The 18923-nt window shown below is 46.1% G+C and carries 25 protein-coding genes; 2 read left to right on the forward strand and 23 right to left on the reverse strand.

Features of this window, described 5'->3' with window-relative positions:
* Positions 1–21 precede the first annotated feature (21 nt).
* The 17 genes from GC101_RS30885 to GC101_RS30965 all read right to left on the reverse strand — a co-directional run bounded on the left by GC101_RS30885 (position 22) and on the right by GC101_RS30965 (position 9189).
* Positions 22–207: a type Z 30S ribosomal protein S14 gene (locus tag GC101_RS30885; RefSeq protein ID WP_036589425.1), complete on the reverse strand. Its 186-nt coding sequence runs from the start codon at positions 205–207 to the stop codon at positions 22–24.
* Between the two features lie 44 nt (positions 208–251).
* Positions 252–794, reverse strand: coding sequence for a 50S ribosomal protein L5 (gene rplE, locus GC101_RS30890; RefSeq protein ID WP_039298657.1), 543 nt, complete (start codon positions 792–794; stop codon positions 252–254).
* A 30-nt stretch (positions 795–824) separates the two neighbouring features.
* Positions 825–1178, reverse strand: coding sequence for a 50S ribosomal protein L24 (rplX, locus tag GC101_RS30895; RefSeq protein WP_019908235.1), 354 nt, complete (start codon positions 1176–1178; stop codon positions 825–827).
* Positions 1179–1234: 56 nt separating this feature from the next.
* The gene (gene rplN, locus GC101_RS30900; RefSeq protein ID WP_019908234.1) at positions 1235–1603 is read right to left on the reverse strand and encodes a 50S ribosomal protein L14; all 369 of its coding nucleotides are present in this window, start codon (positions 1601–1603) and stop codon (positions 1235–1237) included.
* Positions 1604–1641: 38 nt separating this feature from the next.
* On the reverse strand, positions 1642–1908 hold the full coding sequence (rpsQ, locus tag GC101_RS30905; RefSeq protein WP_039298654.1) for a 30S ribosomal protein S17: 267 nt from the start codon (positions 1906–1908) through the stop codon (positions 1642–1644).
* A 43-nt stretch (positions 1909–1951) separates the two neighbouring features.
* Positions 1952–2149, reverse strand: a complete 198-nt coding sequence (gene rpmC, locus GC101_RS30910) for a 50S ribosomal protein L29 (protein ID WP_019908232.1) — start codon at positions 2147–2149, stop codon at positions 1952–1954.
* Positions 2139–2573, reverse strand: a complete 435-nt coding sequence (rplP, locus tag GC101_RS30915; protein WP_039298647.1) for a 50S ribosomal protein L16 — start codon at positions 2571–2573, stop codon at positions 2139–2141. Before rplP ends, rpmC begins: the two co-directional genes overlap by 11 nt.
* A gap of 2 nt (positions 2574–2575) precedes the next feature.
* Positions 2576–3241, reverse strand: a complete 666-nt coding sequence (gene rpsC, locus GC101_RS30920) for a 30S ribosomal protein S3 (RefSeq protein WP_039298645.1) — start codon at positions 3239–3241, stop codon at positions 2576–2578.
* A gap of 13 nt (positions 3242–3254) precedes the next feature.
* Positions 3255–3587, reverse strand: coding sequence for a 50S ribosomal protein L22 (rplV, locus tag GC101_RS30925; protein WP_036680546.1), 333 nt, complete (start codon positions 3585–3587; stop codon positions 3255–3257).
* Between the two features lie 31 nt (positions 3588–3618).
* A complete protein-coding gene (gene rpsS, locus GC101_RS30930; protein ID WP_039298640.1) occupies positions 3619–3897 on the reverse strand; it encodes a 30S ribosomal protein S19 in 279 nt (92 codons plus the stop codon).
* 76 nt (positions 3898–3973) lie between these two features.
* Entirely contained in the window at positions 3974–4804 is an 831-nt protein-coding gene (gene rplB / locus GC101_RS30935; protein ID WP_039298637.1) for a 50S ribosomal protein L2, read from the reverse strand.
* Between the two features lie 27 nt (positions 4805–4831).
* Positions 4832–5125: a 50S ribosomal protein L23 gene (gene rplW, locus GC101_RS30940; RefSeq protein ID WP_039298634.1), complete on the reverse strand. Its 294-nt coding sequence runs from the start codon at positions 5123–5125 to the stop codon at positions 4832–4834.
* Entirely contained in the window at positions 5125–5748 is a 624-nt protein-coding gene (gene rplD / locus GC101_RS30945; RefSeq protein ID WP_039298632.1) for a 50S ribosomal protein L4, read from the reverse strand. Before rplD ends, rplW begins: the two co-directional genes overlap by 1 nt.
* Before the next feature lie 25 nt (positions 5749–5773).
* The gene (gene rplC / locus GC101_RS30950; protein ID WP_171720454.1) at positions 5774–6397 is read right to left on the reverse strand and encodes a 50S ribosomal protein L3; all 624 of its coding nucleotides are present in this window, start codon (positions 6395–6397) and stop codon (positions 5774–5776) included.
* 42 nt (positions 6398–6439) lie between these two features.
* Positions 6440–6748 (reverse strand): 30S ribosomal protein S10, encoded by a 309-nt coding sequence (gene rpsJ / locus GC101_RS30955; protein ID WP_017692074.1) that lies wholly within the window; start codon positions 6746–6748, stop codon positions 6440–6442.
* A gap of 285 nt (positions 6749–7033) precedes the next feature.
* Entirely contained in the window at positions 7034–8383 is a 1350-nt protein-coding gene (locus GC101_RS30960; protein ID WP_171720455.1) for a globin-coupled sensor protein, read from the reverse strand.
* 167 nt (positions 8384–8550) lie between these two features.
* Positions 8551–9189: a Crp/Fnr family transcriptional regulator gene (locus GC101_RS30965; protein WP_171720456.1), complete on the reverse strand. Its 639-nt coding sequence runs from the start codon at positions 9187–9189 to the stop codon at positions 8551–8553.
* Between the two features lie 243 nt (positions 9190–9432).
* On the opposite strand from GC101_RS30965, the gene GC101_RS30970 reads away from it, so the two are divergent.
* Together GC101_RS30970 and GC101_RS30975 are read left to right on the forward strand one after the other, a co-directional pair.
* Positions 9433–9882 (forward strand): V4R domain-containing protein, encoded by a 450-nt coding sequence (locus GC101_RS30970; RefSeq protein ID WP_246354596.1) that lies wholly within the window; start codon positions 9433–9435, stop codon positions 9880–9882.
* A gap of 52 nt (positions 9883–9934) precedes the next feature.
* On the forward strand, positions 9935–10276 hold the full coding sequence (locus GC101_RS30975) for a cupin domain-containing protein (protein ID WP_171720457.1): 342 nt from the start codon (positions 9935–9937) through the stop codon (positions 10274–10276).
* An 89-nt stretch (positions 10277–10365) separates the two neighbouring features.
* Here GC101_RS30975 and tuf read toward each other — a convergent pair whose 3' ends face one another.
* The 6 genes from tuf to rpoC all read right to left on the reverse strand — a co-directional run bounded on the left by tuf (position 10366) and on the right by rpoC (position 18903).
* Positions 10366–11556 carry an elongation factor Tu gene (gene tuf / locus GC101_RS30980; protein ID WP_171720458.1) on the reverse strand — a complete coding sequence of 397 codons (1191 nt, stop codon included), beginning with the start codon at positions 11554–11556 and terminating at the stop codon, positions 10366–10368.
* Between the two features lie 109 nt (positions 11557–11665).
* On the reverse strand, positions 11666–13744 hold the full coding sequence (gene fusA / locus GC101_RS30985) for an elongation factor G (protein ID WP_171720459.1): 2079 nt from the start codon (positions 13742–13744) through the stop codon (positions 11666–11668).
* Positions 13745–13791: 47 nt separating this feature from the next.
* The gene (rpsG, locus tag GC101_RS30990; protein WP_020427074.1) at positions 13792–14262 is read right to left on the reverse strand and encodes a 30S ribosomal protein S7; all 471 of its coding nucleotides are present in this window, start codon (positions 14260–14262) and stop codon (positions 13792–13794) included.
* A gap of 45 nt (positions 14263–14307) precedes the next feature.
* Complete coding sequence (gene rpsL, locus GC101_RS30995) at positions 14308–14727, reverse strand: 30S ribosomal protein S12 (RefSeq protein ID WP_036721853.1); 420 nt, start codon at positions 14725–14727, stop codon at positions 14308–14310.
* 134 nt (positions 14728–14861) lie between these two features.
* The gene (locus GC101_RS31000) at positions 14862–15113 is read right to left on the reverse strand and encodes a ribosomal L7Ae/L30e/S12e/Gadd45 family protein (protein WP_039298604.1); all 252 of its coding nucleotides are present in this window, start codon (positions 15111–15113) and stop codon (positions 14862–14864) included.
* A gap of 178 nt (positions 15114–15291) precedes the next feature.
* Complete coding sequence (gene rpoC, locus GC101_RS31005) at positions 15292–18903, reverse strand: DNA-directed RNA polymerase subunit beta' (protein ID WP_171720460.1); 3612 nt, start codon at positions 18901–18903, stop codon at positions 15292–15294.
* Positions 18904–18923 lie beyond the last annotated feature (20 nt).

Consider the following 18923-nt stretch of genomic DNA (forward strand, 5'->3'; position numbering starts at 1 on the left):
TCCTTCCCGTTTATAAACTTCTTACCAACTTGCTTTTTTCACGCCAGGAATCTGGCCTTTATAAGCTAATTCACGGAAACAAATTCTGCAAATTTTGAACTTTTGCAATACCGAATGTGGACGACCGCAACGCTCGCAACGTGTATATGCACGTACTTTGAACTTAGGCTCGCGTTGTTGTTTAACTTTCATTGAAGTCTTTGCCACTTAGACTGACACCTCCTAAACATTTTCGGAGAAATGGATGATTCTTATTTTGTGAAAGGCATTCCCAGCTGATTCAGCAGCTCACGGGATTCCTCGTCCGTCTTTGCAGTCGTTACAATAACGATGTCCATACCGCGGACTTTATCCACTTTGTCATATTCGATTTCCGGGAAGATCAATTGCTCTTTAAGACCCAGTGTGTAGTTACCACGGCCATCAAAGGCTTTATTGGAAATACCACGGAAGTCACGTACGCGTGGAAGCGTTACGTTGATCAATTTATCCAGGAAGTAATACATACGCTCGCCGCGCAGTGTTACTTTAACCCCGATCGGCATATTTTCGCGCAGTTTGAAACCGGCGATGGATTTCTTTGCTTTAGTAATAACTGGCTTTTGACCAGTGATCAATTGCATATCATTTACTGCAGCATCAAGTACTTTGGAGTTTTGAACAGCGTCACCCACACCCATGTTGATGACGATCTTCTCGATCTTAGGCACTTGCATAACAGTAGTATAGTTAAACTTCTGCATCAGAGCAGGTGTAATTTCATTCAGAAAACGTTCTTTCATTCTTGCTGCCATGAAGATTTACCTCCTTTCTTTAGGACTGTATTAGTCGATAATCTCTCCGGATCGTTTTGCTACCCGAACCTTCTTACCGTTATCGAGCACTTTGTAGCCAATACGTGTTACTTTACCGCTCTTCGGATCGATGTGCATTACGTTGGACACATGAATCGAAGCTTCTTGCTCGATGATTCCACCCTGTGGATTCAACTGGTTCGGCTTCTGGTGTTTTTTCACCATGTTCACGCCTTCTACCAGGACGCGGTTTTCACGAGGATAAGCAGCGATGACACGGCCTTTTTTACCTTTGTCTTTCCCGCTGATCACAAGTACCACATCATCTTTCTTCACGTGCAGTTTATTGTTATGGGATTCCAGAACTTTTTTCACTCTAGGCATTTATTACACCTCCTATAACTGACCTTTTCAATTAAAACCGAGACCGGCTCGATTTATTAGATTACTTCCGGTGCCAAGGAAACGATCTTCATGTAGTCCTTGTCGCGAAGTTCGCGAGCAACTGGTCCGAAGATACGTGTTCCGCGCGGGCTTCTGTCGTCTTTTACAACAACAGCTGCGTTTTCGTCGAATGCGATGTAAGATCCATCTTTACGGCGTACAGAACGTTTCGTACGAACAACTACCGCCTTAACAACATCACCCTTTTTGACAACGCCGCCTGGTGTTGCTTGTTTAACGGAACAAACGATCAAATCGCCGATTGCTGCTGTACGGCGTCCAGTACCACCTAGTACGCGGATACACATCAGTTCCTTCGCACCAGAGTTGTCAGCCACATGCAAACGTGTAAATGGTTGAATCATTATTAATTTCCTCCTTCCGGAAAGGGTTCAGCTTCGTATTAGATGATTACCGCTTTTTCTACCACTTCAACCAGTCTCCACCGTTTGTCTTTGGACAATGGACGAGTTTCCATGACTTTCACGACATCACCAATTTTAGCTACATTCTCTTCATCATGTGCCTTGAATTTCTTCGTGGACTTGATGCGTTTGTGATACAGATTGTGCTTTTTATAGGTTTCAACAGCAATTACGATGGTTTTATCCATTTTATCACTGACTACTTTACCGGTCAGCACTTTACGTGCATTACGTTCTTCGCTCATAGTTAGCCTCCTTCCTGATTACGGATTAAGAATCCGCGGTCACTTAACTGATCCCAAGTACTCTTTGATGGATAACGGTTTTAGCACGAGCTATTTCCTTGCGCACGTCACGAATCCGAGTCGGGTTATCCAGTTGGCCAGTTGCCAATTGAAAACGGAGATTGAAAAGTTCCTCTTTGAATCCAGCGATCTTTTGTTCAATCTCGGCAGTGGTTAAGTTGCGAAGTTCATTAGCTTTCATTTGCTTCACCACCCAATTCTTCACGTTTCACAAACTTAGTCTTTACAGGCAGCTTGTGAGCGGCAAGACGCATCGCTTCACGAGCGATTTCTTCCGACACGCCTCCGAGTTCGAACATAATCTTGCCCGGTTTAACTACGGCTACCCACTTCTCAACGTTACCTTTACCACTACCCATACGAACCTCGAGAGGCTTCTGAGTAATAGGCTTATCTGGGAAAATCTTGATCCATACCTGACCGCCACGTTTGATGTAACGTGTCATTGCGATACGGGCAGCTTCGATCTGACGGTTAGTGATCCACGATGGTTCCAGAGCCTGCAAACCATATTCGCCGAAGTTCAATTCTGTACCGCCTTTTGCCATACCCTTCATGTGACCGCGTTGTTGCTTGCGGTGTTTAACGCGTTTTGGTACCAACATGATTAGTTGCCTCCTTCCTGAGCAGCTTGTTTCTTAGCTGGGGGAAGAACTTCTCCACGGTAGATCCATACTTTTACGCCGATCAGGCCGTAAGTTGTATGTGCTTCAGCTGTTCCGTAATCGATATCAGCACGAAGCGTATGAAGTGGAACTGTTCCTTCGCTATAACCTTCTGAACGGGCAATCTCAGCGCCGCCAAGACGTCCGCCTACTTGAGTTTTAATTCCCTTTGCGCCTGAACGCATAGTTCTCTGAATAGCTTGTTTCAGTGCACGACGGAACGATACGCGACGTTCCAATTGTTGTGCAATGCTTTCTGCAACCAGAATTGCATCCAGTTCAGGGTGTTTAATTTCATTGATGTTGATGTGTACTTTTTTGCCACCGGCGATAGTTGTAACTGCGCTGCGAAGTACTTCTACTTCTGCTCCGCCTTTACCAATTACCATACCAGGTTTAGCAGTGTGAATTGTAACGTTCACGCGGCTTGCCGCTCTTTCGATTTCAATGCGGGAAACAGCGGAATCCTTCAACTTGCCTTTAAGGTATTCCCGGATTTTGACGTCTTCCATTAAAAGAGTACCGAAATCTTTGCCTGCATACCATTTAGATTCCCAATCGCGAATAATACCGACTCGGAGTCCGACTGGATTTACCTTTTGACCCACGTGTTATCCCTCCTTATTTCTCAGATACCACCAAAGTAATGTGGCTGGTACGTTTGTTAATCCGGCTTGCGCGGCCCATGGCGCGCGGACGGAAACGTTTCATAGTTGGACCCTGGTTAACGAAAACTTCGCTTACGAACAAGCTGTTCACGTCCAAAGAGTAGTTATGCTCAGCGTTCGCAATCGCCGAGTTCAGTAGCTTCTCAACAACCGGAGAAGCGGATTTCGGAGTGTGGCGAAGAATTGCAATTGCTTCCCCCACTTGCTTGCCGCGAATCAAGTCAACAACCAGTTTCGCTTTACGAGCGGAAATCCGCACCGATCTTGCATGTGCTTTTGCTTCCATTGTTTTCCCTCCTCTCAAACGAAGACGTTAATTATCTTCTGGTTTTCTTATCGTCACCCGCGTGGCCTTTGTAAGTACGTGTTGGCGCGAACTCGCCCAACTTGTGACCTACCATATCTTCTGTTACGTATACAGGCACGTGTTTGCGGCCGTCATATACACCAAACGTATGTCCGATAAACTGAGGGAAAATGGTTGAGCGACGGGACCAAGTTTTAACTACAACTTTCTTATCTGCCTCGTTCAAATCCTCAACTTTTTTCAGCAGGTAGCCATCAATAAACGGCCCCTTCTTTAAACTGCGACCCATGTGTGAATCCTCCCTTCATCCGGTTCTTCAAACCGCGAATCGACGCTTCGCGCTAGCCTAACTTGCCAGAAGCGTCTTATTTTGTGCGGCGACGAACGATATATTTATCAGATGCTTTGTTTTTCTTACGCGTTTTGTAGCCGAGGGTTGGTTTACCCCAAGGTGACATTGGCGATTTACGTCCGATTGGAGCACGGCCTTCACCACCACCGTGTGGGTGATCGTTAGGGTTCATGACAACACCGCGAACTTCAGGACGACGTCCCAGCCAGCGGCTGCGTCCAGCTTTACCAATCTTGATCAATTCATGATCTTCGTTACCTACGGATCCGATGGTTGCGCGGCATACGCTGAGGATTCTGCGAACTTCGCCAGAGTTCAAACGAACGGATACGTATTTTTCTTCTTTACCCAGCAATTGAGCTTCAGTACCAGCAGCACGAACCAATTGTCCGCCTTTACCTGGTTTCAACTCGATGTTGTGGATAATTGTACCTACCGGGATGTTGATCAGCGGAAGGCTGTTACCAATTTTGATGTCCGCAGCAGGGCCGGACTCAACTTTATCCCCAACTTTAAGGCCTTTAGGAGCGATAATATAACGTTTCTCTCCATCAGCATAGTGGATCAAAGCAATATTGGAAGTACGGTTCGGGTCATACTCGATTGTAGCAACGCTACCTGGTATGCCGTCTTTAGTCCGTTTGAAGTCGATGATACGGTATTTACGTTTGTGTCCGCCGCCGTGGTGACGAACCGTAATTTTACCTTGGTTGTTGCGTCCCGCATGTTTGAACAGCGGAGAAAGCAACGATTTCTCTGGCTGATTTGTTGTGATTTCTTCAAACGTAGACACAGACATGTTGCGTCTTGCCGGAGAGGTCGGTTTGTACTTTTTGATTGGCACTATAGTTTCCTCCTTACTTTAAGAGTATTATTCTACCGCTTCAAAGAATTCGAGCGGTTTGCTGTCCGGGCTAAGCTTAACGATGGCTTTTTTCCACTCCGGAGTGTAACCGGAATATTTGCCGTAACGTTTCAGTTTGCCAGGTACGCGCATTGTGTTCACACTAACAACTTTAACTTTAAAAATAGCTTCAACAGCTTTTTTGATTTCGGTCTTGTTAGAACGGATATCCACTTCAAAAGCGTATTTCAATTCGCTCATGTATTCGGATGTGCGTTCCGTAATCACCGGACGCTTGATAATATCACGCGGATCTTTCATTACGCGAACACCTCCTCTACCTTCAGAACTGCTTCTTTAGTGATAATCAGTTTGTCGTACGTCAGTACGTCAAGAACATTAATGCCGTCAGCCGCTACGAATTTCACCCCAGGGATGTTACGAGCGGAAAGTGCTACATTGTCATCATAGCTAGGAGCTACGATCAATGCTTTTGTACCAACCTTCAGGTTGTTCAGAATAGCTGCGAATTCTTTCGTCTTCGGAGCACTCATAGTCAAGCTATCCAATACGATGATGTCATTCTCAAGTACTTTTGAGGACAACGCGGATTTGATGGCCAACCGGCGAACCTTCTTAGGCAATTTCCAGGAATAGCTGCGTGGTGTTGGTCCGAAGACTACGCCGCCGCCTTTCCATTGTGGTGAACGAATGGAGCCTTGACGAGCACGACCTGTGCCTTTTTGTTTCCAAGGCTTACGTCCGCCGCCACGCACTTCAGAACGTCCTTTTACTTTGTGTGTACCACGACGAAGGGAAGCTCTTTGCATAAGTGCAGCTTCATGCAGCACATGTACGTTCGGTTCGATACCGAAAACCGAATCACTCAGTTCAACTTCCCCAACTTCGTTACCACTAGTATTAAAAAGTGTTACTTTTGGCATTTCATGTTCCTCCTTTCTTCAGAAATTATTTCTTAACGGTTTGTTTAACTTTCACGAAGCTGTTTTTAGGGCCCGGAATCGCGCCTTTAACCAGCAATACATTACGTTCTACGTCAACTCGGATGATCTCAAGCTTTTGAACCGTTACAGTCGTGTGACCCATATGTCCTGGCAGGCGTTTGCCCTTAGGAACACGGTTAGCTTGAATGGAACCCATGGAGCCTGGTCTTCTGTGGTAGCGCGAACCGTGTGCCATTGGTCCGCGGCTTTGTCCCCAGCGTTTGATGTTACCCTGGAAGCCTTTACCCTTCGAAGTACCTGTTACGTCAACAAAATCGCCTTCTGCGAAGATGTCAGCCTTAAGCTCTTGTCCAACCTCGAGTGACCCGAGGTCAACACCGCGAATTTCGCGAACGTAGCGCTTAGGTGTTGCGTTTGCCTTTTTGGCGTGACCTTGTTCAGGCTTGTTGGAGCGACTTTCCTTTTTATCGGAAAAGCCCAACTGCACTGCTTCATATCCGTCGATATTCAGGTCTTTCTTTTGCAGTACCACACAAGGGCCAGCTTCGATAACAGAAACCGCGATTACGTTACCTTCTGGAGTAAACACTTGAGTCATACCGAGTTTTTTTCCTAAGATACCTTTCAATGTTGACACCTCTTTTCTTTTCCTAGTTGCTTAATAATGAAATTACAATTTGATTTCGATATCTACACCGGACGGTAGATCCAAGCGCATCAAGGCATCCACAGTTTGTGGTGTTGGGTTCACAATATCGATCAAACGTTTGTGAGTCCGTTGTTCAAACTGTTCACGGGAATCCTTGTACTTGTGTACCGCACGGAGAATAGTAATGATTTGCTTCTCAGTTGGCAGCGGGATCGGCCCGGATACACCAGCACCCGAACGTTTTGCTGTTTCAACGATTTTCTCTGCGGATTGATCAAGAATTCTGTGGTCGTATGCTTTCAAGCGAATACGAATTTTTTGCTTTGCCATTTTAGTCCCTCCTTCTATCGCCCAATTTATTATCGGACATACTCCGTGAAAATTTTCTGACGTCGACCTCATGGCAAAGGGGCCGGGTGTGTCAGTAACCTCTCACATCATCGCAACGTCTCAGAACAACATTTATTATTATATATAATAGGCGGCTATATTGCAAGCGGATTTGCAAAAACAAATCAACTTTTTCCGAAAAGAATAGAAAAGGTGCCTTTCTTGTTCAGAATGGCACCTTACGGGCTGCAATATAACGTTTTTCTTCTATATAAAAGGTTCCTTCTATAAATTATCCGTTGCAGATTTGAATTGTCCTGCCGAAGCTGCTGTCTGCGCAGTTGCTGAACCAATACCTTCAATGGTTTGAATGAGCACCTTGATCTCTTCCTCTACCGTAACAATTCTCTGGGTACTCGACTGCATGGAGTCTACAATATCACTGAAGAGCCTGCTAGTCTCGAGAGACTGCTGTTTGCCGCTCTCCGTCAACTCCTGAACCTTGCGAATCTCCCCAACAACCTGCGACGTAAGGGAGCTGGACTGAAGGGTCAGTTCTCCGATCCGTACCACCGTGTTCTTGGTATCCTCTGCAAGTCTGCTTACCTCCTGCGCTACAACACTGAATCCCCGTCCGTGGTCTCCCGCCCTTGCAGCCTCGATCGTTGCATTCAATGACAGTATCTTGGTCTGGTCTGCAATATCCTGGACAGCCGCCACAATTTTACGGATCTTCTGTGATGAACTGCTCAGTTCATTTACTGAACGCTCCATCTCATTAGTACTCTCATATATAAGATTAATCTGACCCGTAAGGTTGTTAAGCTGTCCATGTCCCTCCCTGGCCTTCCCCTGTGACTCCAGAGCGGAGGCGGCAGTGCGCTGGAATGTATTGTTGACTTCATTGCTGCTCGCCACCAGCTGCTCCACAGCGGCGTTAGTATCTATACTAAGGTCTATCAGTTCTCCGCTGAATTCAGCTATCTTGTGTTTCAATTCGTTCTTAACCAGCAGATACTGTTCTTCCTTTTCCCTAATGTTCTCCTTCTCATATTCCTCAAGGACCAGCTGCTGTTCCAGATTAAGCAATTTGGTTACGGTCTGGACCAATTTGATCCTCTCGACATCTGTATGCGTCTCATTATAAATAGCCGTAATGAACACATTCTGCAGATTCTGAAAAGCGGAGAGATACCATTTAGGCTCCAGGCCAATCCTCTTATGAATATTCGCAATTTTTAGCCGCTTGGCTATGTACTCCTCATTAACATTACCATCAAAAATCTCGATGATATGCTCACGCAAAGTCTTTTTAAGGCGTTCGATACTGCTGTGTTCCAGAATAATTGCTTCCAGTTTGTTAACTCCAAGAACCGTATTATAGAATTGATTAGTGATATCGTCGATTCTCTGTTCTACAACCGGTTTCATCAAGCGCAGGAGTCTTAAATCCTCCTCAGTTAAATCGATCATTCGCATTTGCTCGTTCAAATCATCATGCCCGTCAAGGGTATGAAACATCTCTGTGGCAGTGGGTGCAAAGCTCTTGCTGTCCGTTGATGGAGCGGCGGGAGATTCCTCATTGTTATTCTTTGAAGTCAGACCATGCATAAATGAAAAAGGACATTTCCCCATACTTCCACGCTCCCTAAAATCCTAATAATTTACATTGTCTATATAGAAATATTCTACTCTATCGATAGATTAGATGTAAAGAATTTTAAGTATTATTTTGTAGAATTATGTTGAAAATGATCATATCCAGCACTGTCATTAGTCGTTTTTTGTCGAACAATAGGATTTCAATCTCTAATTTCTGCAATCTGAATAAGAGCTTCCAGCTCAAGAATATTTACGGTTCTTTTATGCATAGCGATAATCTTAAGTGCTTCCAGTTTATTCAGTTTGCGGCTAAGAGTTTCTGCGGTAGTTCCAATCATGGCTGCTACCTCTTTTTGGGCAGACGGCAAATCTACGGATTGTTCTAAGGCATGTGCAGTCACTGCCGATTCGGCAAGATTCCTTGTATACAGGTATACCAACAGTCTTGCCAGTCTCTTCTCAACCTCAAACATGTGCAAAGCCCCTGCAGCCTCCTCGGCCTGATGCAGCTGCTCGCTAACAGACATCAGGAAGCTAAAGGCAAGCCCTGCATTCTGCTCCAGCAAGGGAATAAAGTCTTTGCGATGCATCCGGCATACCTCTCCGCTCTCAATCACCTCTGCCGTTACATCATTATTTTTATTATGGAGCAAGGCAAACTGGCCGAAATAATCTCCCGGAAAAAGAAAACGGACAATATGCTGCTTTCCATCCTTACTGTTCTGAGTCAGCTTAATGAGACCGCTCTTTACTACAAACAATGCTTCAGACGGCTCCCCTTCTCGGCACACTTGACTTCCTTTTTTATAGTTATGGGTCTCTGTAATCGATTCGATCATCACTAATTCCTCATCAGACAAGCTCCGAAACACGGGAACCTGACGTACACAGGCATGCGAATTGCAGGTAGTACAGCTCATGATCCTTCACCCTTCCTTATAGCTGACTCTAACATATCAAGATTCCGGATTCCGGCGGGTGACTGGAAACACATAATTCTCAAAAACTTGATCTGCATCAAGGATTCTTCACCGACTTATCCTTACAATAGAATCATAGAGAGAGTAAAGGAGTTGTAATAATTGCTGCAATATTCATTTGAGGATATGCGTCAGATTGATAGGAGTACCCTTGGTAATACGGTGCCCCTTGAGTTATTTCGTACCATACGTCTGATTGGACTCAACCAGGGGCTTCCTCTGGGAGGAAAAGGGACTACGCTTACCATTGGCAGAAAGATTGGTGAAAGTCTGCCTGTCAGCTCTGTTGAGGATCTTCTGCGAATGTTTGAGGAGCTCAAAATTGGTATTCCGCGGATTGTTCATTCGGATGAACGAAGGATCAATATTGCTGTGGAGGACTGCTTTTGCAAAGGGCTGCCTTCACTTGAAGATGAAAAAATGGTATGTGATTTAGAGGGAGCGATTCTTGAAGGGGCACTCGGCAAGATTCTCGGCCGTAAGGTCTCTGTTAAAGAGATTAAATGCAACGTTACCGGTCATGAGCACTGCGAATACGAAGTAAAGCTTTAATGGATGAGATCGAGATGGATAAATTAATAATTATGAAAGCAGGGATTATCTAATGGAAAAGAAAAGTTTAGTTGACGTGCTGCAGTTTCAGGAGGAACGTTTTACAAAGAAAATCCTCTTCCAGCAAGGTGAAAGTGTTGTATTTGTGCTTAATTTCATGCCGGGTCAAAAGCTGCCTGTTCATAAGCATCCTGGAGCGGATGTATATATCCTTGCTTTAAAAGGAGATGGAACCATTCATGTAAATGAAGCGGAGCAGCCTCTTATTGAAGGAGAGACCATCTATATCACCGGCGATGAATCTTTTGCCTACACTAATAACAGCTCTTCCCCTTCCAGTCTGCATGTCGTTCTGTCCAAGCTGCCAAGTCCGGCCTATGCCAAAGAAATCTAAACCATACTGCCAGCAATTAAAACAGGGCCCCTTCATAATGAAGGGGCCCTGACTTATATTCCGGATCTATCCTAACGGATAGAGACGAATTATTTCTGGATGGAAGCTACGGAACCGGCACCAACTGTACGTCCGCCTTCGCGAATGGAGAATTTAGTACCTTCTTCAATAGCGATTGGGGAGATCAGGGAAACAGTTACAGTGATGTTGTCACCAGGCATAACCATTTCAGTACCTTCTGGCAGGTTGATGATGCCAGTTACGTCAGTTGTACGGAAGTAGAACTGTGGACGGTAACCAGTGAAGAATGGTTTGTGACGTCCGCCTTCTTCTTTAGTCAGAACGTAGATTTGAGCTGTAAATTCAGTATGTGGCTTAACGGAGTTCGGTTTAGCCAATACTTGACCACGCTCGATCATGTTACGGTCAACACCACGCAGCAATGCGCCGATGTTGTCGCCTGCTTGAGCGGAATCGAGCAATTTACGGAACATTTCAACGCCTGTTACTACGGATTTCTTAGTTTCTTCGTGAATACCAACGATTTCGATTTCTTCTCCGACTTTAACTGTTCCGCGTTCTACGCGACCAGTTGCCACAGTACCGCGGCCAGTGATGGAGAATACATCTTCGACAGGCATCAAGAATGGTTTGTCAGTCTGACGTTCTGGAAGCGGGATGTACGTGTCGATCGTTTCGAACATTTCAACGATCTTCTGTGCATATTCGCCTTCAGGATTCTGCAGAGCTTCACGAGCAGATCCACGGATGATTGGAGTATCATCGCCTGGGAAGTCGTATTCGCTCAGCAAGTCGCGAACTTCCATTTCAACCAGTTCAAGCAACTCTTCGTCCTCAACCATGTCGCATTTGTTCAAGAATACAACGATGTAAGGAACGCCTACTTGACGGGAGAGCAGGATGTGTTCACGAGTCTGTGGCATAGGGCCATCAGCTGCGGATACAACCAGGATAGCTCCGTCCATTTGCGCTGCGCCAGTGATCATGTTTTTAACATAGTCGGCGTGTCCAGGGCAGTCTACGTGAGCGTAGTGACGGTTAGGAGTTTCATATTCAACGTGAGCAGTGGAGATTGTGATACCACGTTCGCGTTCTTCAGGAGCCTTATCGATTTGGTCGAATGCTACAGCAGCGCCACCGTATTTTTTGGACAATACAGTAGTGATTGCAGCAGTCAGAGTTGTTTTACCATGGTCGACGTGACCAATAGTACCAATGTTAACGTGCGGTTTGTTACGTTCAAACTTTACCTTTGCCATTTGAACAGTTCCTCCTTAATGTGGGGTTCCTTATATTTGAGCCGTCCGTCTACATGCAATTCTTAGATGCCTTATGTGATATACCCGGACGGCAAGTTAAAAATCGGTATTATTCTCCGCCTTTATTCTTGGCTGCGATTTCTTCTGCAATACTTCTAGGAACTTCTTCATAGTGAGAAAGCTCCATTGAGAATACGCCGCGCCCTTGAGTACCGGAACGAAGTGTTGTAGAGTAACCGAACATTTCGGAAAGAGGCACCTTAGACCGAATAATTTGAGCTCCACCACGGGAATCCATACCTTCGATCTTACCGCGACGGGAACTAAGCATCCCCATAACATCACCCATGTATTCCTCAGGAACAGTTACTTCCACTTTCATGATTGGCTCAAGCAGGACAGGTTTACACTTGTCTTTTGCAGCCTTAAGTGCCAATGATCCAGCAACTTTAAACGCCATTTCATTGGAGTCAACATCATGATATGAACCATCTACGATAGTAGCTTTAACATCAACAAGCGGGAAGCCTGCGATGACACCATTTTTCATAGCTTCTTCAATACCCGCAAGTGCAGGAGCGACATATTCTCTAGGTACAGAACCGCCGACTACTTTACTTTCGAATTGGTTGCCAGTACCAGCCTCGAGAGGTTCGAATTCAACCCATACGTGACCGTATTGACCACGTCCGCCTGATTGACGAACGAATTTACCTTCGACACGAGCAGGCGCCTTGAATGTTTCACGATAAGCAACCTGTGGTTTACCAACGTTAGTTTCAACGTGGAATTCACGGCGCATACGATCAATAATAATATCCAAGTGAAGTTCGCCCATGCCTGCCAGGATAGTTTGGCCAGTTTCTTCATCAGTATGAGCACGAAGAGTTGGATCTTCTTCGGTCAACTTACCGAGAGCAACGCCCAATTTATCTTGGTCAGCTTTGGTTTTTGGTTCTACTGCGATTTCGATAACCGGATCAGGGAAGTTCATTGATTCCAAAATAATTGGATTCTTCTCATCACAGAGAGTATCGCCCGTGCTTGTATCTTTCAATCCTACAGCTGCAGCGATATCACCAGAGTACACAATGGAAATCTCTTGGCGGCTGTTCGCATGCATTTGTAGAATACGTCCGATACGCTCACGTTTGTTCTTAGTAGCATTGACTACGTACGACCCGGACTCCAGAACACCGGAGTAAACACGGAAGAACGTAAGCTTACCAACATAAGGGTCTGTCATGATTTTAAATGCCAAAGCTGAGAATGGCTCTTCATCCGAAGAATGGCGAACCCCTTCAGTTCCATCATCATGATGACCCACAATAGCTGGAACATCAAGAGGTGATGGCAAGTAATCAACAACAGCGTCCAACATAAGCTGAACCCCTTTGTTACGGTAAGAGGATCCGACAATTACAGGGAAAATCTTAACTTCACATACGCCTTTGCGCAATGTAGCCTTGATTTCCGCGACTGTAATTTCTTCACCTTCAAGGTACTTCATAGTCAGATCTTCGTCAAGTTCTGCAACCTTCTCGATCAGCTCAAGACGCAGTGCTTCAACTTGTTCCAAATATTCAGCAGGAATATCTGTTATTTCAATGTTTTGCCCCAATTCGTCCTTGAACATATGAGCTTTTTGCTCAATCAGGTCAATAATCCCAATGAAGTCGTTCTCTGCGCCGATTGGCAATTGAATAGCAACTGCATTCGCCATTAAACGCTCACGCATAGACTGAATTACATTAAGAAAATCAGCGCCGATGATATCCATTTTGTTGACATAGGCGATCCGCGGAACACTATAACGGTCAGCCTGTCTCCAAACAGTCTCGGACTGAGGTTCAACACCTTCTTTGGCGCTAAAAACGCCTACTGCCCCATCCAATACACGCAAGGAACGTTCAACTTCAACGGTGAAGTCAACGTGTCCTGGGGTATCAATGATATTTACGCGGTTACCCTTCCAAGCAGCGGTGGTAGCAGCGGAAGTAATGGTAATTCCGCGCTCCTGTTCTTGCTCCATCCAGTCCATTGTAGCAGCACCTTCGTGAACTTCACCGATTTTGTGCGTACGGCCTGAATAGAAAAGAATCCGCTCAGTGGTAGTAGTTTTACCAGCATCAATATGTGCCATGATCCCGATATTACGTGTATTTTTTAAGGAGAACTCTCTTGCCATGAAATGGATCTCCTTTCAAAATAGAAGTTATTTGAACGGCTATAATCCTACCAGCGGTAGTGAGCAAACGCTTTGTTCGCTTCAGCCATTTTGTGCGTGTCTTCACGTTTCTTAACGGAAGCGCCTGTGTTGTTGGAAGCATCGATGATCTCAGCCGCCAAACGCTCTTCCATAGTCTTCTCACCGCGGTTGCGTGAGTAGTTTACAAGCCAACGTAATCCCAAAGCAGTACGTCTTTCAGGTTTAACCTCGATAGGTACTTGGTAGTTAGCACCGCCGACACGACGAGCTTTAACTTCCAATACAGGCATGATGTTCTTAATGGCAGCTTCAAAAACTTCCATCGGTTCTTTACCTGTCCGTTCTTGAATCAACTTGAATGAATTGTACAAAATGCTTTGAGCGACACCTCTTTTACCACCCAGCATAATACGGTTGATCAAACGAGTAACCAACTTGCTATTATACAATGGATCTGGCAATACATCTCTCTTAGTAACTGGACCTTTGCGTGGCATGGATATCCCCCTTTCTTAAATGGTTATTATTCGGATATGCTTGTCTTATTTCTTAACCTTAGGACGCTTCGCACCATATTTGGAGCGAGCTTGCATCCGGTTAGCAACACCTGCAGTATCAAGTGCACCACGAACGATGTGGTAACGAACTCCTGCAAGGTCCTTAACTTTACCTCCGCGCAGCAATACTACACTGTGCTCTTGAAGGTTGTGTCCGATACCCGGAATGTAAGCAGTCACCTCAAGACGGTTCGTCAAACGAACACGGGCATACTTACGAAGTGCTGAGTTTGGTTTACGTGGAGTCATTGTGCCTACACGAGTGCACACACCGCGTTTCTGCGGGGCGCTCAAATTTGTAGCCTCACGCTTGAGGGCGTTGAACCCTTTTTGAAGAGCGGGAGATTTGGATTTTTCGATTTTGGCTTGACGGCCTTTACGAACCAGTTGATTAATAGTTGGCATGTTGTGCCACCCCCTTCCTGAAATGATAGTCAATTTACAAACATTAAGTCCACAGACCCAGGTGGTTCATAAAAAGACAAATGAAAAGTCCTTGCTGCCGAAGTGTACCCCGGTACAAAAACGTTCTCTTGTTGCTATTGTTTTAAGACGGCTGCCATAGCAGCACCAACTTCTATACCGCAGGCCTTGCCCAAATTCAGCATGGTGTCCACATATGTGACCTTCACACCTTGTTTGCCGCAAAGCATAACAATTCTGGAAGTAAGCCGTTGATCTCCGTCCTCCGCCACATAGACTTCTGCGGCTTGGCCCAACTCCACCGCCTTGACGGTTTGTTTGGAACCGATCTTGACCTGAGCATCCTGTAACCCTCTATCATCAGTCATGAAAAACATTACCTCCACTGAACAAGAATGACAAGGCTACTCACGCACCTTAGACATATTAGCATCCTCAGCACACGATGTCAAGAAAAACAGCAATAATTTTATTAATATTCATAACAGACAGCCGCGTCACGCAAGGTTATCACGTGACGCGAATGCTGAATGCGATGATTATTTATTACTCAGCTGGAACCGTTTCTAAAGCGGCTTGCTTGCTTTCTTCATTCGGATCACTAAGCTTAACATTACGGTAACGATTCATACCTGTACCGGCAGGAATCAGCTTACCGATGATAACATTTTCTTTAAGACCGAGCAACTTATCTACTTTACCCTTAATTGCTGCATCCGTCAAGACACGGGTAGTTTCCTGGAAAGAGGCCGCAGACAGGAAGGAGTCTGTTTCCAGAGAGGCTTTGGTAATACCAAGCAGTACTGGCTTAGCAACTGCAGGTTCTTTACCAGACAGGATAGCTTCCTTGTTGGCTGCTTCATATTCATGAATATCCGCAAAAGCACCCGGCAGGAGAGTGGTATCTCCAGCATCGATAATACGGATTTTGCGCAGCATCTGCTTAATCATAACTTCAATGTGCTTATCATTGATTTCAACGCCCTGGTTACGGTATACACGCTGTACTTCTTGCAGAATGTAGTTCTGTACCCCGCGGATCCCTTTGATACGCAGCATTTCTTTAGGGTCAATAGAACCGTCTGTCAATTCATCGCCGGCTTCAATCTCCTGGCCTTCACTGACACGCAGACGGGAACCGTAAGTGATGGAATACGTCTTGGACTCAGCTTCACCCTGGACTTCAATTTCACGACGGTCCTTGGTTTCACGGATTTCCTTAACTACCCCGTCAATTTCACTGATTGTAGCCTGACCTTTAGGGTTACGGGCTTCAAACAACTCCTGGATACGCGGCAGACCTTGCGTGATATCATCTCCGGCAACACCGCCGGTATGGAACGTACGCATGGTAAGCTGTGTTCCTGGTTCACCGATGGATTGTGCGGCAATAATACCGACAGCTTCCCCGATTTCCACGAATTTACCTGTTGCCAGGTTACGTCCGTAGCATTTCTTACAGACACCGTGACGGGCACGGCAGCTCAATACAGAGCGGATCTGGAGCTTCGTAATACCGGAATTCACAATTTCTTCAGCCTTGTCGGAGTCAATCAGATCGTTACGGTGAACGATGATTTCCTTCGTCTCCGGATGACGGACAGTCTCGAAGGAATACCGGCCTTCAATACGGTCGTAGAGATCCTCGATAACTTCCTTCCCATCTTGAATCCGGCTGACGGTGAAGCCTTTATCGGTACCGCAATCTTCTTCGCGGACGATTACGTCCTGTGCCACGTCAACGAGACGGCGTGTCAAGTACCCGGAATCCGCTGTACGCAGCGCTGTATCGGCCAGACCTTTACGCGCTCCGTGAGTGGAGATAAAGTACTCGAGGACAGTCAGACCTTCACGGAAGTTCGCTTTGATTGGCAATTCGAAAATCCGGCCCGAAGGTGTAGCCATCAGACCACGCATACCACCAAGCTGAGTAATCTGCGATTTGTTACCACGCGCTTTGGAGTCGACCATGAGCATGATGGAGTTGAAACGGTCCATCGATTTCAGCAGGACGTTCGTAAGTTCATCCTTAGTCTTCGACCAGATCTCGATAACACGGTCATAACGTTCATCATTCGTAATCAGACCACGGCGGTATTGATTCGCAACTACATCAACCTTGGCTTCGGATTCTTTAAGAATTGTAGCTTTTTCCTCTGGCACGATAACGTCTGATACGGCAACCGTAACACCGGAACGTGTAGAGTACGTAAAGCCGAGTTGCTTAATTTTATCCAGAATCACAGAAGTTTTGGTAGTGTGATAGGTTTCGAAGCAGCGGGCAATAATGAGGCCCAGATATTCTTTACCTACAGCACTTGCTTCCGGAGCAGCCATGATCAGTTCGCGGATATTCGCGCCTTTTTCATAGATGAAGTACTTTTCCGGTGTACCCTGCAGCAGGTTTGTTTTGGTAGCTTCGTTGATGTATGGGAAGCTGCTTGGATAGATTTCATTGAAGATAATCTTACCTACCGTTGTAATCAGCAATGCATTCTGCTGCGCTTCTGTAAAGTTGGTTTTACCCAGTGCCTTAACAGGAATAGCAACACGCGCATGCAGACCAGCGGTTCCGCGTTGGTAAGCTGAAACAGCCTCGTTCACGGTACGCAGAATCATGCCTGTTCCTTTTTCTTCATTGTTATCCATTGTCAGATAGAACGTACCAAGGACCATATCCTGGGAAGGAGTAACAACCGGCTTACCATCTTTAGGGTTCAGGATGTTACCGGACGCCAGCATGAGGATACGGGCTTCAGCTTGAGCTTCAGCGGATAGAGGAACGTGTACCGCCATCTGGTCACCGTCAAAGTCGGCATTGTAAGCCGTACATACGAGCGGGTGAAGACGGATCGCGTGACCTTCTACCAGAATCGGTTCAAACGCCTGTATACCCAGTCTGTGCAGCGTAGGGGCACGGTTCAGCAGAACCGGATGCTCTCTGATTACTTCTTCAAGTACATCCCAGACCTCAGGACTTACGCGCTCAACCTTACGTTTCGCGCTCTTGATGTTGTGGGCAAGGCCCTTGTTAACCAATTCTTTCATTACAAACGGTTTGAAGAGTTCCAGCGCCATCTTCTTCGGAAGACCGCATTGGTACATCTTGAGGTAAGGTCCTACGACGATAACGGAACGTCCGGAATAGTCAACGCGCTTACCGAGCAAGTTCTGGCGGAAACGTCCTTGTTTACCTTTCAGCATATGGCTGAGCGATTTGAGCGGACGGTTACCAGGACCTGTTACAGGACGTCCGCGGCGGCCATTGTCGATCAGGGCATCAACAGCTTCCTGGAGCATCCGTTTCTCATTCTGCACGATAATATCAGGAGCGCCGAGATCCAGCAGTCTCTTCAGACGGTTGTTACGGTTAATTACGCGGCGGTACAGGTCATTAAGGTCAGACGTAGCAAAACGGCCGCCATCGAGCTGAACCATAGGGCGAAGCTCCGGAGGAATAACCGGGAGCACATCCATGATCATCCAGTCTGGCTTGTTGCCGGAGTTGCGGAAAGCCTCAATAACTTCCAGACGTTTGATCGCCCGGTTACGGCGCTGGCCTTGGGCCGTGCGCAGCTCTTCTTTGAGGAATTCCAGTTCTTTATCGATATCGATATCCTGAAGCAGTTTTTTGACGGCTTCAGCACCCATGCCAGCCTGGAACCCGTAGCCGTATTTCTCACGGTAGCTGCGGTATTCTTTTTCAGACAGCAGTTGTTTCTTCTCCAGAGGAGTTTCACCCGGATCGGTTACAACATAAGATGCAAAGTAGATAATCTCTTCGAGCGATCTTGGAGACATATCCAGTGCCAGACCCATACGGCTCGGAATACCTTTGAAATACCAGATATGAGATACCGGAGCTGCCAGCTCGATGTGGCCCATACGTTCGCGGCGGACTTTAGCGCGGGTAACTTCCACGCCGCAGCGGTCGCACACAACGCCCTTATAACGGACGCGTTTGTATTTACCACAGTGACATTCCCAGTCCTTTTGCGGTCCAAAGATGCGTTCGCAAAAAAGACCCTCTTTTTCCGGTTTCAAAGTACGATAGTTAATGGTTTCCGGTTTTTTTACTTCTCCGCGGGACCAAGAACGAATTTTTTCCGGGGAAGCGAGCCCGATTTTCATAAATTCAAAATTGTTAACGTCCAACAAGGAGCAACCCTCCTTAACCT

The organism is Paenibacillus phytohabitans (assembly GCF_013141775.1).
Lineage (GTDB): Bacteria > Bacillota > Bacilli > Paenibacillales > Paenibacillaceae > Paenibacillus_AQ > Paenibacillus_AQ phytohabitans.

Excerpts from the sequence above, each read along its gene's own strand:
- rplE (WP_039298657.1), bottom strand. The coding sequence starts at position 794 with ATGGCAGCAAGAATGAAAGAACGTTTTCTGAATGAAATTACACCTGCT.
- rplX (WP_019908235.1), bottom strand. The coding sequence starts at position 1,178 with ATGCCTAGAGTGAAAAAAGTTCTGGAATCCCATAACAATAAACTGCAC.
- rplN (WP_019908234.1), bottom strand. The coding sequence starts at position 1,603 with ATGATTCAACCATTTACACGTTTGCATGTGGCTGACAACTCTGGTGCG.
- rpsQ (WP_039298654.1), bottom strand. The coding sequence starts at position 1,908 with ATGAGCGAAGAACGTAATGCACGTAAAGTGCTGACCGGTAAAGTAGTC.
- rpmC (WP_019908232.1), bottom strand. The coding sequence starts at position 2,149 with ATGAAAGCTAATGAACTTCGCAACTTAACCACTGCCGAGATTGAACAA.
- rplP (WP_039298647.1), bottom strand. The coding sequence starts at position 2,573 with ATGTTGGTACCAAAACGCGTTAAACACCGCAAGCAACAACGCGGTCAC.
- rplV (WP_036680546.1), bottom strand. The coding sequence starts at position 3,587 with ATGGAAGCAAAAGCACATGCAAGATCGGTGCGGATTTCCGCTCGTAAA.
- rpsS (WP_039298640.1), bottom strand. The coding sequence starts at position 3,897 with ATGGGTCGCAGTTTAAAGAAGGGGCCGTTTATTGATGGCTACCTGCTG.
- rplW (WP_039298634.1), bottom strand. The coding sequence starts at position 5,125 with ATGAAAGATCCGCGTGATATTATCAAGCGTCCGGTGATTACGGAACGC.
- rplD (WP_039298632.1), bottom strand. The coding sequence starts at position 5,748 with ATGCCAAAAGTAACACTTTTTAATACTAGTGGTAACGAAGTTGGGGAA.
- rpsJ (WP_017692074.1), bottom strand. The coding sequence starts at position 6,748 with ATGGCAAAGCAAAAAATTCGTATTCGCTTGAAAGCATACGACCACAGA.
- GC101_RS30960 (WP_171720455.1), bottom strand. The coding sequence starts at position 8,383 with ATGGGGAAATGTCCTTTTTCATTTATGCATGGTCTGACTTCAAAGAAT.
- GC101_RS30965 (WP_171720456.1), bottom strand. The coding sequence starts at position 9,189 with ATGATCGAATCGATTACAGAGACCCATAACTATAAAAAAGGAAGTCAA.
- GC101_RS30975 (WP_171720457.1), top strand. The coding sequence starts at position 9,935 with ATGGAAAAGAAAAGTTTAGTTGACGTGCTGCAGTTTCAGGAGGAACGT.
- tuf (WP_171720458.1), bottom strand. The coding sequence starts at position 11,556 with ATGGCAAAGGTAAAGTTTGAACGTAACAAACCGCACGTTAACATTGGT.
- fusA (WP_171720459.1), bottom strand. The coding sequence starts at position 13,744 with ATGGCAAGAGAGTTCTCCTTAAAAAATACACGTAATATCGGGATCATG.
- rpsG (WP_020427074.1), bottom strand. The coding sequence starts at position 14,262 with ATGCCACGCAAAGGTCCAGTTACTAAGAGAGATGTATTGCCAGATCCA.
- rpsL (WP_036721853.1), bottom strand. The coding sequence starts at position 14,727 with ATGCCAACTATTAATCAACTGGTTCGTAAAGGCCGTCAAGCCAAAATC.
- GC101_RS31000 (WP_039298604.1), bottom strand. The coding sequence starts at position 15,113 with ATGACTGATGATAGAGGGTTACAGGATGCTCAGGTCAAGATCGGTTCC.